General features: G+C 61.6%; 9 protein-coding genes. 4 read left to right on the forward strand and 5 right to left on the reverse strand.

All coding sequences use genetic code 11. From position 1 onward, the window contains the following. Window positions 1–54: 54 nt before the first annotated feature. Both EZI54_RS13790 and nadC read right to left on the reverse strand, forming a co-directional pair. Complete coding sequence (locus EZI54_RS13790) at window positions 55–2,754, reverse strand: bifunctional diguanylate cyclase/phosphodiesterase (RefSeq protein WP_131482466.1); 2,700 nt, start codon at window positions 2,752–2,754, stop codon at window positions 55–57. A 309-nt stretch (window positions 2,755–3,063) separates the two neighbouring features. After that, on the reverse strand, window positions 3,064–3,912 hold the full coding sequence (gene nadC, locus EZI54_RS13795; RefSeq protein ID WP_131482467.1) for a carboxylating nicotinate-nucleotide diphosphorylase: 849 nt from the start codon (window positions 3,910–3,912) through the stop codon (window positions 3,064–3,066). A 382-nt stretch (window positions 3,913–4,294) separates the two neighbouring features. Between nadC and EZI54_RS13800 the strand changes: the two genes are divergently transcribed. The 4 genes from EZI54_RS13800 (at window position 4,295) to EZI54_RS13815 (ending at window position 10,532) form a co-directional block, all read left to right on the forward strand. After that, the gene (locus EZI54_RS13800; protein ID WP_131482468.1) at window positions 4,295–6,640 is read left to right on the forward strand and encodes a DUF1631 domain-containing protein; all 2,346 of its coding nucleotides are present in this window, start codon (window positions 4,295–4,297) and stop codon (window positions 6,638–6,640) included. A 147-nt stretch (window positions 6,641–6,787) separates the two neighbouring features. Continuing rightward, the gene (gene ampD, locus EZI54_RS13805; RefSeq protein ID WP_242674470.1) at window positions 6,788–7,351 is read left to right on the forward strand and encodes a 1,6-anhydro-N-acetylmuramyl-L-alanine amidase AmpD; all 564 of its coding nucleotides are present in this window, start codon (window positions 6,788–6,790) and stop codon (window positions 7,349–7,351) included. Continuing rightward, a complete protein-coding gene (gene ampE, locus EZI54_RS13810) occupies window positions 7,351–8,244 on the forward strand; it encodes a regulatory signaling modulator protein AmpE (RefSeq protein ID WP_131482470.1) in 894 nt (297 codons plus the stop codon). Before ampD ends, ampE begins: the two co-directional genes overlap by 1 nt. 311 nt (window positions 8,245–8,555) lie before the next feature. Further along, window positions 8,556–10,532: a methyl-accepting chemotaxis protein gene (locus EZI54_RS13815; protein ID WP_207389217.1), complete on the forward strand. Its 1,977-nt coding sequence runs from the start codon at window positions 8,556–8,558 to the stop codon at window positions 10,530–10,532. 73 nt (window positions 10,533–10,605) lie between these two features. Here the strand turns inward: EZI54_RS13815 and EZI54_RS13820 are convergent, their stop codons facing one another. Genes EZI54_RS13820 through EZI54_RS13830 form a run of 3 tightly spaced genes read right to left on the reverse strand, consistent with a single transcriptional unit; the run spans window position 10,606 to window position 14,941 of the window. Beyond that, window positions 10,606–11,169 (reverse strand): cob(I)yrinic acid a,c-diamide adenosyltransferase, encoded by a 564-nt coding sequence (locus EZI54_RS13820; protein WP_131482472.1) that lies wholly within the window; start codon window positions 11,167–11,169, stop codon window positions 10,606–10,608. Between the two features lie 3 nt (window positions 11,170–11,172). Further along, complete coding sequence (locus EZI54_RS13825; protein WP_131482473.1) at window positions 11,173–12,075, reverse strand: ketopantoate reductase family protein; 903 nt, start codon at window positions 12,073–12,075, stop codon at window positions 11,173–11,175. Window positions 12,076–12,091: 16 nt separating this feature from the next. Then, complete coding sequence (locus EZI54_RS13830; RefSeq protein ID WP_131482474.1) at window positions 12,092–14,941, reverse strand: valine--tRNA ligase; 2,850 nt, start codon at window positions 14,939–14,941, stop codon at window positions 12,092–12,094. Window positions 14,942–15,038: the final 97 nt, after the last annotated feature.

A 15,038-nucleotide genomic window follows, 5' to 3' on the forward strand; every position in this document is an offset into this window, starting at 1 on the left:
CGGCATTCCCGCCACACCCCGATCTTCCCGTACCTGAATGCCGTGCCTGCGGCGTCAGCCCTTGCTGTCGCCGGAGGGGTTCTGTTTCAGCGGCAGAGAGAACTGGTCTTCCGGTAACAGTCGACGACCCCTGCGCATCTCATCGAACAGCACGCCAAGGCTGGAACTCGGCAGCGGCGGACAGAATCTGTGCCCCTGCACCAGATGGCAACCGGCACTGCGCAGGAAGGCGTCTTCGTCGGCGGTTTCAACGCCCGAGGCGGCGACGGTCAGTGAGAGCTGGCGGGCCAGGTTAATCAGGGTGTGGACGATGGCGGCCGTGTTCTCCTCGTCGGGGGCCTGTTGCAGGAGATCCTGGTCGATTTTCACCTGATCGAACGGCAGGTCGCGCAGCAGACGCAACGAGGACAGCCCGCTGCCGAACCGGTCGAGGACCAATCCGATACCCAGTTTCTTGAGACGGGCCAGGGTGCGGGCCGTTTCCTCCAGGCGATCGCTCAGCACCCGCTCGTCGATCTCCAGCGCCAGCAGGTTCGGATCCAGGTTGGTCTCGTCGATGATCCGTTGGAGTCGCGTAGCCAGTTGGGGGTGGTTGTACTGGCGTGAGGACAGGTTGATATTGACGGTCACCGGCGCCGGGCTCATCGCCTGGATGGCACGGGATTGCAGGCACGCATTGTGGCAAACCCACTCGCCCAGTTGCTGCAGCTGGCCGGTCTGTTCCGCGACGTCCAGGAAGTCCTGCGGCGTCAGTAGACCGCGGCTGGGATGGTTCCAGCGCAGAAGGGCTTCCAGGGCGACGATGCGACCGTTGCGGACGTTGATGATGGGCTGGTAATGCAGGTCCAGCTGTCCACCGCGGATGGCCTCCCGCAACTCCCGCTCCAGATCCATCTGGCGCTGCATTTCCGTGTTCATGTCGTGGCTGAAGAACTGGATATTGTTGCGGCCGGCCTTCTTCGCCCGGTACATTGCCATATCGGCGTTTTTCAGCAGATCTTCGTAAGTGGTTCCGTCCACCGGCGCGAGCGTGATGCCGATGCTGGATGTGATGATCAGCTCCCCGCTGGGTACCCGCACGGGCTCGGTAATGGCTGACAGGATGCCCCGGGCCACCTTCTCGCAGCCTTCCGCGCCATTGACCTGGTTCAGGAGGATGGCGAATTCGTCGCCACCAAGCCGGGCAATGGTGTCTTCCTGACGTACGTTATGCTGCAGCCGGCGGGCGAGCTCCTGCAGCAATTCATCGCCGGCATCGTGCCCCAGGGTGTCATTGATGCGCTTGAAATGGTCGACATCGAGGGCAATGAGGGCGCAGTAGTGGCCATGACGCAGGGCGCTGGTGATCGCCTGCCGGCAGCGATCCTCGAACAGCCGTCGGTTGGCGGTATTGGTCAGGACATCGTAATGGGCCAGGTAGTGCAACTGGTTCTGGGTCTCCCGGATCTCCGAGATGTCCTGCCCGATCAGAATGATGTGGGCGGGGGCATCCTCGTCCTCTTCCTGCAGTCGGTTGATGTTCCAGAGCAGCGTATGGCTGGTGCCATCGAAACTGGTGACCCGGGTTTCAATCTGGTCACGGGTGAGGCCGGTGTTCTGGACCTTGGTCATCTTCCAGGCCAGCTCGTCACGTTGTTCCGGCGGGATAAAGGCGTCGAGCAGGTTGCGATCCAGGGCCTCATCGCGACTGTAACCGAACAGCGTTTCGGCGGCGCTGTTCCATTGGCGAATCAGTGTTTTGTCATCCACCACGATAATCGGGTTGCTGGTGTTCTCAAACAGCGCCCGGAAATGACGCGATGAACGGCGGAAGGATTTTTCGGCCTGCTCCCGGATGAAAATTTCGTCCTTCAGCTCGAAATTGGTGATCTGTAGTTCCCGGGTGCGTTCTTCCACCGTTGTTTCCAGGCTGTTTGCGACCCGCTCCCGGTCGGCCAGCAGTACCCGTACGTAGCAGGAGGTGCCGCCAATGGCGATGATCAGCGTTTCGCTCAGTAGGGCGCCCATTCCCAGCTTGATCTCTGGATCGCCCAGCAGGAACACGCTTGCCAGCGCCGCATAGGTCGAAATGGTGATGGCCAGCATGCTGCCGCTGAGAGAAAAGCGTGTGGCGGCCCAGGTCATCAGCGGCAACAGCAGGAACAGCGCCTGCAGGACACTGTGCGCCGTCATGCCCAGGACAAAGACCAGCGCGGCCAGCCACAGCACCCATTCCAGCGGCCGCAGGAACAGTCTCGAAACCATGGGCTCGCGCACCAGGCTCAGGATCAGTGGCGTTACGGTCAGGCAGCCGAGGCTGTGGCCGAACCAGCTGAAGAGCAGTACCTCGTTGAGAGGCATCTGGTCCTCGGTCAGGTACAGGGACGCCAGATAGGTAATGGGCAGCGCTGCACCCAGGGCCCCCAGGGTGACGGCACCCAGGAACCAGAGGAAGCCGACGTAATCCGACAGGGGGTTGCGGTTGCCCGCCGCTTGCCGGAAAACCCAGTACGCCGCGAAAGGCGCAGCCAGGTAGGACAGCAGTATCGCGAGAAAGGTGGTCAGTGGATCCGGAGTGTCGGGCGGCGACTGATAGACATAGAGTAGGCCGGCGGAAAACAGGCCGGCGATCACCGGCAGGACGGCTTCCCGTCCCCTGAGGATAAGCAGTGCCAGGGCAAGCCCGGACGGCAGCCAGATAATCGATGCGGGATTGACCCCCGATGGCAGCTGAATGCTGACGCCGGCAAGCGCGGCGATAACAGCTGCGATCAATACTGGGGCAAGCACCGCTTTCCATGAATCGAGTGATTGGAATGGTGCGTTCAAATAAAATCCTTCCCTGGTGCGAATTGTTGCCCTGATTCCCTGGGTTCGAATTCAGTCTGTCGGCATGACCGTGATTCCCTGGATGCCGAAATTCCCGTCATTGCCATAGTGTTTTACAATCATTTGACACTTTAAATAGCTTACTCCGAATTTTCGCAGCGCATACCGGGATACGGTTACCATCTGTAAATTCGTGGTCGTGTCAGACGACGTGTCGTTGCCGGCTGTGCTGTCCAATGCCTCCCGGGTGTGGGATCACATGGACAGGCGCATCGACAGATCCACGGCTTTGACGTCCTTGGTGAATGTTCCCAGAGAAATATAGTCCACTCCTGTCTCTGCGACAGGTACCAGTGTGGATTCGTTGATGCCACCGGACGCTTCGATGCGCGTCTTACCGGCATTTTCCGCCACGGCCGTGCGCATGTCCTCAAGGGAGAACTCGTCCAGCATGATGATGTCGGCTCCGGCCTTGAGGGCTTCCCGGAACTCCGTCAGGTTCTCTGTTTCCACCTCCACCGGCTTGCCAGGGGCGATCTGGTGGGCGGTGTCGATGGCCCCGGCGATCGAGCCACAGGCGGCGATGTGGTTTTCCTTGATCAGGAAGGCGTCGTAAAGTCCGGTGCGGTGGTTGTGGCAACCACCACACGTAACGGCATATTTCTGGGCCAGCCGGAGTCCGGGCAGTGTCTTGCGGGTGTCCAGCAGTTTCACCGACGTGTGGGCAACCCGGTCGGCGTAGTCGCGGCAGCGTGTGGCCACGCCGGACAGCGTCTGCAGCCAGTTCAGGGCACAGCGCTCTGCGGTCAGGATACTGCGGGCATTGCCCTCTACGGTGAACAACGTCGCATCGGGGGCGACCCGGTCGCCGTCGCCACAGGTCCAGTTGACCACCAGATCCGGGTCAACCTGCCGGAACACTTCATTGACCCAGGCCGTTCCGGCGACGATGGCGGACTCCCGGGTGATGACCCGTGCCGAGGCGTGTCGATCCGCCGGGATCAGCATGGCGGTGATATCACCACTCCCGACATCCTCCTGCAGGCTCAGGGCGACGGCCTGTACGCGTGACTGGTTCAACTGGTCCGGGGAAATGGCAGTCATGAGGCGGAATTACTCCAGTGCTTGGGATTGGATGGCAGGTTGCGGACCCGGAGTTTACTGGCTGGCGTTGTGGTCGCCAAGTGCTGTCCGTAAACGGGTGACGTGCGCCGTCACCACCGACGTTGTACGACCTTCTTGTCATTTTTTTAACATATTGAATAGAAAGGAAAAGATTATAAAAAGTGTGAACTGGTTCCGGGGAACACAAACGGTGACAAAACCTGACACAAGGTGACGTGGAAACCGCCTATGATGCAGCATGGATGTAAACTAATGTGAAATGGCGCATGGCCGCACGGGGCATGTGCAGGGCACCCGGGTTTTTAGCAACCGCCTGTTTATAAAGCGGAATTTCGACGGGGCCATTGTCGGGGACGTTGTAATGACCAATGACAGTCGGGTTGTCAGTCTGCATGGCGGGGCACGCGAGCGAAGCAGCTTTTCGCTGCCGTCGGCACTGATTCGATTGCGGGATTATTCCAGCCAGGCACTGCGTAAGGAATTGGGGGAGTTTTTCGACAGCGCCGACGACGCGCTCTTCAATCTCGCCGACAAGGCCGGCACCAACCAGGATCAGACCGCTTACTTCGACGCCATGCGTGAACTGCGTTTACGGCGCAAGGCCATGTCCCTGTCGATCCTGCAGTGGGTGGCCCGGGCTTTCAACGAAGTGGGCACCTTCGACCCCCAGTCCCGACGTTCCGGAGACCTGACGGAAATCGACCAGGACAGCCTCAGTCTGGTTGATCACGGCGACCATGAGCAGCAGGTGGCGATCGACAATCTGGTCAACAAGCTGCGTAACCGCTACACCGACTCCATCCGAATGCTCGCAGTCCGTATTGAGCACCTTATTCCCAATGCCAACCTGTCCGATCGCCAGATGCCGTTGAGTCCCGAGATCATCTGCGGCGGCCTGCAGGAGGCCTGCAATGACCTGGATATCGATATCCGGGCCAAGCTGGTCGTGCTCAAGCTGTTCGACAAGCTGTTCATTGACCGCCTTGATCGCCTCTACCGGGAAGCCAATACGTTGCTGGTCAAGGATGGCGTGCTCCCCGACATGAAGCGACCGCCCGTGGCCGGTCGCGGTGAACCGCGCCAGCCGGTGGCGCGTCGTCCCGTGCCGCCGTCCGCACCGTCGATGTCGGGCGAGACCTATACGCCGGTCGGCGGTGAGGGGAGGCACCCGACCTTCTCCGAACTCTCCGCACTGCTCCATACACAGACCGGGCCGGCAGATTCATCGGCGTCGTCGGCCACCGGCCAGCAAGGTGTGATCGGTACGGTTGAGCTGATGCGCCGGCTGGCGGTTCTGCAAAGCCGGTCGGACATACTCAATGCCGAACATGGCGCGGGTCATTCCGAGGTGCCCGGTGGCAATCTGACTCGCCAGGTGGAATCCATGCTGGCCGGCCGGAACCAGACGATGGGGGCCCTGAATCAGGTGGATGCCGACGTCATCAACCTGGTCACCATGCTGTTTGATTTCATCCTGGAAGACCGGCAACTGCCGTTGCCGATGAAGAACGTCATCGGCCGGTTGCAGATTCCCATTCTCAAGGTGGCACTGCTGGATCGCAGCTTTTTCAACCGGGGCGGCCATCCGGCCCGCAAACTGTTGAATGAACTGGCCATGGCGGGGATTGGCTGGAACGAGAAGGCGTCCGGTCAGCGCGATCCGCTGCGGGAGAAAATCGAGTCCGTTGTTGATCGGCTGATCAGCGATTTCAGCGATAACGTTGAGATTTTCAGCGAGCTCCTGGACGAATTCAGCCACTTCATGGATCTGGACCGGCGCCGTCGTGAGTTGGTGGAACAGCGCCTGCGTGATGCGGAAGAGGGGCGCGCCCGCCAGCAACGTGCCCGCGATGCGGCGGCGGAGGTGATCGACTCGTTGCGCGAGGGCCGCCATTTGCCGCCGGTTGTCGAAGCCATCCTCGACGAACCCTGGTCCAAGGTGCTGCAGTTCCTGTATCTGCGCGAGGGCGAGGCCAGCGATGCCTGGACGCAGTCCGTGGCACTGGCCAGGGAGTTGGTCTGGAGTGTCGACCCGAAGGAAGTGACCGAGCAGACGCGGGGAGAATTGCTGCGCCGGATTCCGTCAATCGTCGATAACCTGCGCAAGGGCCTGCATTCCATTTCCTGGGACCCGTTTGCCAGCGATGCGATGATGCGCGACCTGGAACTGGCGCATGTGGACACCCTGCAGCAACTGGCGGTGCAGGCCCCCATGTCACCGTCGGATGATACGGCGACGCCAGCAGAGACGATGGATGATGCGGCGGTGTCCGAGGCGGTTGCCGAGTTCAGTTCACCGCAACCTGCGGCGGAGGCAGTCCCCGAGACATTGGCGACCGCAAGCCCGGATGCTGCTACTGAGCCGGCCCTGGCGCAGGGAACGGACGGGACAAACGACGCCGTTGCGGAGCCGGAGACTGACGTGGACAGCCGGTGGCTGGAAATGGCGCAGAAGCTGCGGGTCGGTTCCTGGGTTGAGCTGCAGGCGGAGGGCCAGAAGCTGCGCTGTAAATTGGCCGCGGTGATCAAGGCGACCGGCAAGTACATCTTCGTCAATCGTAACGGGGCGAAGGTGGCGGAATATGACCAGGCGGATGTGGCCCGGGCCCTCGCCACCGGTGAAGTTTCCATGCTGGATGACGGCCTGATCTTTGACCGGGCGCTGGAATCCATTATCGACAACCTGCGCCATAGCCGTCGGGACTGAAGCAAAGGCCCGGCGGCCGGTGGCTTTTTGGCTCGACACGTTGCTTTGTGCTTCAATCACCGTAGAATTGCTGACCACGTTCAGGTTCCGTAACGCGGTAGCGGTGGAAGCACGTTGAATTTCCAATCCCAGGTCCCATCATTCGAGATCGACGACGCCGGTTGGCTCCGTCACGCCCGTCGTTGCACTTCGCCCAACTTTGGCCCGCGGCCCGAAGGCGCCGAAATCTCCCTGGTAGTGGTTCACAACATCAGCTTGCCGCCGGGGCAGTTCGGCGGCGACGCCATCGAGCGCTTTTTCTGTAATACCCTCGATCCGGACGACCACCCGTATTTCCAGGAGATCCGGGATCTCAAGGTGTCTGCTCACGTGCTGGTTCGCCGGGACGGCCGTTGCGTGCAATTCGTCTCCTTTCTGGACCGGGCTTGGCATGCGGGGCGTTCGTCTTTCCGCGGCGAAGACGAGTGCAATGATTTTGGCATCGGTATTGAGCTCGAGGGTACGGACGATCAGCCTTATGAGACCGCGCAGTACAGGTCCCTGGCACAGCTCACCCAGTCGATTATGCAGCGCTGGCCGGCGATCACCACCGATCGCCTGACGGGCCACTGCGATATCGCCCCCGGGCGAAAGACCGACCCGGGTCCGGCCTTTGACTGGGCCTATTTTCTCAGTCTGGTTGCGAATATCCGGAATCGGGGGGAAAACTGATGGGGTTCCTGATACTGCTGTTGGCCTATGTCGTGCGTCGTCTGCTGGACGGATCGGTCAATGAGGGGCTGGATGCGCGCCTGCGACATCGTCTGGCGCGACTGCCGGGTGTTGAGGCGGGCCGGGAAGGGCGCCCGTTGGCCGGCTTCGCGATCCTCATATCCGCGGTCCTGCTCGTGGGCGCCGTCGACGTCTGGCTAGGCCGTGGCCGTCTCTGGATGCTGACCTGGCCGCTGGACCTGGTGGTGCTGATCACCATGATGGGCGTTCCGGGCTGGCGCAATCCGTTGAGAGCCTACGGCGAAGCCTGGCGCCGCGGCGACCTCGCGGCGGCGTGGCATCATGTCAATCACCTGTTGCCGGCGGAGACGAGAGGGTTGGCCAGTGAGCCCCGCGAATTGCACGTGCTGCTGTCCCGACGATTCATACAGGTGATTTTCGAGCATTATTTCCTGGTGATTTTCTGGTACGTGCTGTTGGGGCCGGCGGGGGCCATCGGGGCCCGGCTGTCGGTGGCGCTGCGCGATCACTGGCCGCACCCGGCCGGGCGCGAACCGTTCGCTCGCCTGGTCCACCTGCTTGCCTGGATTCCAGCACGGGGGCTGAGCATCACGTTTGGTATTGCCGGCGATCTCGGTGGCTGGATGGGCGGGGCCCGCAGGAGACTGCTCCATCAGACCCGGGAAACGGCTTCCGAACTGCTTTTCGAGAGCGCCAACGGGGCGTTGTCCAGCTATTCGCTGGATCCGGAGCGGTTTGCCCGGAGCCATCCTGACGAATGGCCGGATTACGGCGAGCGAAGCCTGCGAGCGGTTCGCGACCTGCTCAATCGCAGTATGTTCGTCTGGATCTGCGGGTTGGCGTTGTTGGCCATCATGGGTCTTTTTACGTGATTTTCCGCAGCCGTTTTCGTATCCTCCCTCTCGCTTATTACACGTTTAGACCGAAAATTTGATCGGGTTTAACAAAGTCGGAACAAAAATAAATTCAAGTTTTTTAGCATCTTGACGACAATCAAATCAGAGGCTCCTGATCAGACAAGACGTCGCCGTCGTGCGGAGACGATGGCACAGCGGCGCCGCTCTCTTTCGAGATAGCGCCATCCACCATAAAAACAACGAATTAAAAGCGAGCACCACGTGTTTGAGGGGGTTGAGTGAACCAGCTTCTGTATCCTGCTGTCGCGCTGATGAACCGGCTGCCGATGATCTACAAGTTCGGCCTGATCAGCGTGCTTTTCCTGCTTCCGATCGGAGGCCTTTCCTACCTGCTGGTGAGCCAGCTCAATCAATCCATCGAAGGGATCAGCCACGAAGCCCAGGGTCTCGTCCAGGTGCGGCAGGTCAATCAACTGATTCAGGCGGCCTACGATTACCGGGATTTTCGCGCCGTTGGCAAGATGAAGAATGACGATGCCTTCCTGTCCCGAAGCGAAGAGGCCGCGGACGTCATCGATGCCCAGCTGTCCAGCCTGATGGAGACACAGGCGTCCTTCGACACCGGCGGCTGGAAGGCGCAGGTCGAGGCACTGAACAGTGCCTGGAAGAAGCTGCGCAGCGAGGATATCTTCCAGAGCAATATTGACCCCCAGGTAACCTATTACCAGGAGTTCGTGCAGAAAGCGCGGGCCCTGCTGGAATCGACCCTCAAACTGTCCGGCCTGGCCAACGACCCCCAGACCGAGAACCAGATGCTGCTGCAACTGGCGACCACCTCACTCCACGACGCGGCCAGCCGTGAAGGGATTGCCCGTGCTTTCGGTATGTTCAGCCTGGATCAGGGAACCGTGGGCTACGCCATGGCGGATGTCATGAACGGTGTCTTCGATAACCTGACCACGCTGAACAGTCGCCTCAAGTCGGAATTCGAAGTGGCGCAGGGTTCTTCTCCGGCACTGGGCCAGCAGTCGGAGCTGGCCGACAAGGTCGTACAGAACGTGCTGAAGGTGCGCGACGCCCTGGATACCAACGTGATTACGCCATACCGGCTTGAGATGTCCTGGCAGGACTTCGACAAGCTTGTGTCTCCGTTGATGGCAACCAACTTCGAGCTGATGGACCGAATCTTCCAGGTGGTGGATGGCAACCTGGCGGAACGGCTGAACCGGGAAACCAACCAGAGGATGGTGATTTTCCTGGTGCTGGGGATCGTACTGCTGATCGTGGTGTATCTCTACCTGGGGTTCTTTGTCTCCGTCAAGAAGGCCATATCCCGCTTTGGCAAGGCGGCCCGCCAGGTGGCCGAAGGCGATATGACGGTCCGGATCGATCTGGATAACCGCGATGAACTGGGCGCCCTGACGGACGAGTTCAACAACATGACCTCGAAGATGGCCGAGCTCATTCGTTCGGTCAGCCGGACCACCGGCGATGTCGACGCCCAGGCCACCCGGGTCAACGACAGCGCGTCGGCCAACAGCGAAGCCGTCGAGCGCCAGATGTCCGAAACCGAGCAGATCTCCGACGCCATGCACCAGATGGTGGGCACCGTGCAGGAAGTGGCCGAGAGTGCCCAGCGCGCCTCGGACTCCGCCGGATCGGCAGAAAATGATGCGGAGCAGGGCCGTCAGGTGGTGACCGAGACCGTCGAGACGATCCATCGATTGGCCAATGAGATTCGGGGCGCGGTGGAGACCATCAACCGGGTCAGCGAAGACAGCGACAGCATCAGTCAGATGCTGGTCGAGATTAAGGCCATCGCCGAGCAGACCAACCTGCTTGCGCTGAATGCCGCCATCGAAGCCGCACGGGCCGGCGAACAGGGGCGCGGTTTTGCCGTAGTGGCCGACGAGGTTCGCTCCCTTTCCCAGCGCACGCACAAGTCGACCGAAGAGATTGAAGAGATGATCGGTCGCCTGCAGGGCGGGGTGAAGGAGGCGGTCAAGGCCATGACCAACAGCCACGAGGTGACCGACGCCACCGTCGAGAAATCGTCGGAGGTAACCCAGGCCCTCGAGAAAATTCTGGCGGGCATTTCCACCATCGTCGACATGAGTCAACAGATCGCCCAGGCTTCGGAAGAGCAGTCCGCGGTCGCCAAAAACATCAATACCAATGTTGAGCAGATTGCCGAACTGGGCCACACGACGGCGGGCAACGCGGACGAAACCCTGGCCGCCTCCCGTGAAATGTCGGATGTGACATCGGAGTTGCGGCGTCTGGTTGCGTCATTCCGGGTGTGATGTAAAAAAGGCCGCTCACGGCGTGGGCGGCCTCTTCGGATTCAAAGAAAGACTACTCTTCGCGGAGCTCCGTTTACCTGTTCCCGGCTGGCGGGGTCGGCGACCACAGCACCTCCTCGCCGCCATCCCGTCGTGCCAGCACGCGCGCCACCACGAACAGCAGGTCCGAGAGCCGGTTCAGGTAGCGGCGGGACGATTCGTTGATGGAATCCTCGTGTCCCAGCGCCACCACCACCCGCTCGCCGCGACGGCAGATGGCCCGGGCCAGGTGGCAATGCGCCGCATCCCGGCGTCCACCGGGCAGGATAAAGTTCTTCAACGGGGGCAGATCTTCGTTCCAATGATCAAGCGTGCTCTCCAGCCACTCGATGTGATCGTCGCCGATGATGTGACTGCCCGGCACGGCGAATTCGCCGCCCAGATCGAACAGGTGATGCTGGATCTTGCGCATCAGTTCGGCGAGCTCGGGCTCGTCCTCCAGGTATTCGATCAACACGCCAATCTGGCAGTTCAGTTCATCGACGGTGCCCATGGCGTCGACGCGCAGGGCATTCTTGGCAATACGGCTGCCATCGGCCAGGCCGGTGGAGCCGTCATCGCCGGTCCGGGTGTAGATCTTGGAAAGTCGGTATCCCATGGTTCAGTCCTGCTTCAGGAGTTTCACGGCGTCTGTGAGTTCACGGTTTACGGGCGCATCAAGGCCATGGATGGCCGAGGCCCGCACCACAAAGCCATTCATCATATCGATCTCCGTGGCCCTGCCGGCCCGCACATCCTGGCGCATGGAGGAGCTGTTGGCGGCGGTGCGTCGGGCCACGTCGCGGACCTGGGCTTCCAGCCCTGGGGCTTCGGCCGGTCGTCCCGATGCCTGCATTAACGCGGCCACTTCCCGGCAGACCCTGCCGATGCGCTCTTCGAAATAGGGGTGTCCGAGTATCTCGCCGTTCGGGCAGTCGAGAACGGCCGTAAAGGGGTTGATGCCGGCATTGACGGCGAGTTTCTGCCAGAGCCTGCCTTCTATATCAGGATCGCTTTCGACATCCAGTCCGCTAAGCCGCAACAGGGCGATCACCGTACCGAGCCGAGGCGTGGCCGTCGACGTCAACGGCCCCAGCCAGGTGGTCCCGCGGCCGGCGTGGATGACCCTGCCGTCATCGATATAGGCGCCTTCCGTGGTCGAAGCGGCGAACACCGGGCGAAGGGCGAATCGTGCGGCGATAGCCTGCTGGCTCCCCATGCCGTTCTGGAACAGGATGATCGGGACGGCGGGAGGCAGGGCATTGGCGAAGGCGGCCAGCGCCGCTTCGGCGTCGGGGGCCTTGGTCATGACCAGCACGCATTCGGGTGCTGTATCGCCTGACGGGCCTACTTCGACGAGTTCCGGAGCGCCCTCGACATCAACCAGGGTGTATTGGATGGACGCATCGGGCGACGTGCGCGTGGCCAATCGCACCGGAACATGGGGGGAGAGATGGCCGGCCCAGAGCCGGCCCATGGCGCCGGCACCGATGATCAGGATCGGGGAGCGTTCCTTGTCGGTCATCGGTGCGGCACCCGGATCACATGGCTTCGATCTTGCCACGCTGGTCCTGCAGGCGGGTCAGGCTGCTCTGGGCATCGGCCAGCTTGGCTTTTTCCTTCTCGACTACTTCGGCCGGGGCCTTGGCGGTGAAGTTCTCGTTGCCCAGCTTGCCCTCGAGGCGTTTGATGTCCTTGCCAATACGCTCGAGTTCCTTGTCCAGGCGCTCCAGTTCGGCGGCCTTGTCGATCAGTCCGGCCATGGGAACCAGCACCTCCATCTCGCCCACGAGCTGCGTGGCGGACATGGGGGCTTCCTCGTTGCCCAGCCATTGCAGGCTTTCCAGCTTGGCCAGGGAGACCAGGAAGCTGCGGTTCTTCTCCAGACGCTCGCGATCGGATGCCGGGCCGCGCATCAGCACCGGAATCTGTCTGGCGGGGGAAATGTTCATTTCGCCGCGAATGTTGCGCACCGCGATGATCGCGCCCTTGAGCCATTCGATATCGGTCTCGGCGGTGGCGTCGATCCTGCCTTCCTCGGCCGCGGGGTAAGGCTGGAGCATGATCGAGTCGCCGGATTTGCCGGCCAGCGGGGCGACGCGCTGCCAGATTTCCTCGGTAATGAACGGGATGATCGGGTGCGCCAGCCGCAACACGGCTTCCAGCACGCGGACCAGCGTACGGCGGGTGCCGCGCTTGGCTTCGGCGGAGGCGCCGTCGTCCGTCAGGACCGGCTTTGACAGCTCCAGGTACCAGTCGCAGTACTCATTCCAGATGAACTCGTAGATGGCGTAGGCGGCCAGGTCGAAGCGGTACTGGTCAAAGTGCCGCGTGACTTCCTTCTCGCAGCGCTGCAGGGCGCTGATGATCCAGCGATCGGCCAGGGACAGCTCCACCGGCTCATCGTTGGCGCCACAGTCTTCGCCTTCGGTGTTCATCAGCACGTAGCGGGCCGCGTTCCAGAGCTTGTTGCAGAAGTTGCGATAGCCTTCCAGGCGCTTCATGTCCCAGTTGATGTCCCGGCCAGTGGTGGCCAGGGAGGTGAGGGTGAAGCGCAGGGCGTCGGTGCCATGGGCGCTGATGCCCTCGGGGAACTCCTTCCGGGTGCGCTTGGCGATCTTCTGGGCCAGTTGCGGCTGCATCAGGTTGCCGGTGCGTTTTTCCAGAAGGTCGTCCAGGGAAATACCATCCATCATGTCCAGCGGATCCAGCACGTTGCCCTTGGACTTGGACATCTTGTGTCCCTGCTCGTCGCGGATCAGGCCGGTGACGTAGACGGTCCTGAACGGCACCTGCGGGTTGCCGTTTTCGTCCTTCATGAAGTGCAGGGTCATCATGATCATCCGGGCGACCCAGAAGAAGATGATGTCGAAACCGGTCACCAGCACATCGGTGGGATGGAAGGTGGCGAGGCGCTCGGTCTCCTCCGGCCAGCCCAGGGTGCCGAAGGTCCACAGCGCCGAGCTGAACCAAGTGTCGAGCACGTCTTCGTCCTGTTCCAGCCGGAGGTCGGTGGCGAGGTTGTATTTCTCGCGCACCGATGCTTCATCGCGACCCACGTAGATGTTGCCGTCGGCGTCGTACCAGGCCGGAATGCGGTGGCCCCACCACAGCTGGCGGGAAATGCACCAGTCCTGGATGTCGCGCATCCAGGAGAAGTACATGTTCTCGTAGTTCTTGGGCACGAACTCGATACGGCCATCCTCGACCGCCTCGATGGCCGGCATGGCCAGGGTCTTGGCATCGGCGAACCACTGGTCGGTCAGCATCGGCTCGATGATCAGGCCGGAGCGGTCGCCCCGGGGCACGCTCAGAACGTGATCTTCCACCTGGTGCAGTAGGCCGGCGGCTTCCATGTCGGCGACGATCTGCTTGCGGGCGTCCTCGCGGGTCAGGCCGGCGTAGGCCGCGGGCAGGGTGCCATCGATGCCGGCGTTTGGCGTGCCGTCGCTGTCGAAGGTTTCGGCTTCGGCGCGGATGTTGGCGTCCTGCGTCATCACGTTGATCATCGGCAACTGATGGCGCTTGCCGACGGCGTAGTCGTTGAAGTCGTGGGCCGGGGTGATCTTGACGCAGCCGGAGCCTTTTTCCGGATCGGCATGTTCGTCCGCCACGATGGGGATTTCGCGGTTCACCAAAGGCAGCAGGACGGTCTTGCCGATCAGGTGCTGGTAGCGCTCGTCGCTCGGGTGGACGGCGACGGCGGTGTCGCCCAGCATGGTTTCCGGTCGGGTGGTGGCGACGACGAGGTAATCCTTGCCGTCTTTTGTGGTTTCACCATGGGCGAGCGGATAGCGCAGGTGCCAGAAGTGGCCCTTCTCTTCCTTGTTTTCCACTTCCAGGTCGGAAATGGCGGTGTGCAGTTTCGGGTCCCAGTTGACCAGCCGCTTGCCGCGGTAGATCAGGCCCTCATCGTACAGGCGGATGAAGACTTCCTGCACGGCCCGGTAGAAGCCGTCGTCCATGGTGAAGCGTTCGTGGTCCCAGTCCACGGAGTTGCCCAGCCGGCGCATCTGGCGCGTGATGGTGCCGCCGGATTCCTGCTTCCAGTCCCAGATCCGGTCGATGAACGCGTCACGACCCAGATCGTGGCGGGTCTTGCCTTCTTCGCTGGCCAGCTTACGCTCGACGACCATCTGTGTGGCGATCCCCGCGTGGTCGGAACCGACCTGCCAGAGCGTATTGCGCCCCTGCATGCGGCGGAAGCGGGTGAGGGTGTCCATGATGGTGTGCTGGAACGCATGCCCCATGTGCAGACTGCCGGTGACATTGGGCGGTGGGATCATGATGCAGAATGGGTCGCCTTCGCCGCTGGGGCGGAAGTAGCCATTCTGTTCCCAGGTCTGGTACCACTGACGCTCAATATTCTCGGGCTGGTAAGTCTTTTCCATGGAGGTTTCTGCTTCGTACCGGGTTAAAGATGGTCGGGACGCCGGAAAAGCGATCCGTCTGGAGGCCATCAGGGCGCTTCTGCCAGCAACGGATGCC

The organism is Marinobacter halodurans, assembly GCF_004327985.1.
GTDB lineage: Bacteria > Pseudomonadota > Gammaproteobacteria > Pseudomonadales > Oleiphilaceae > Marinobacter_A > Marinobacter_A halodurans.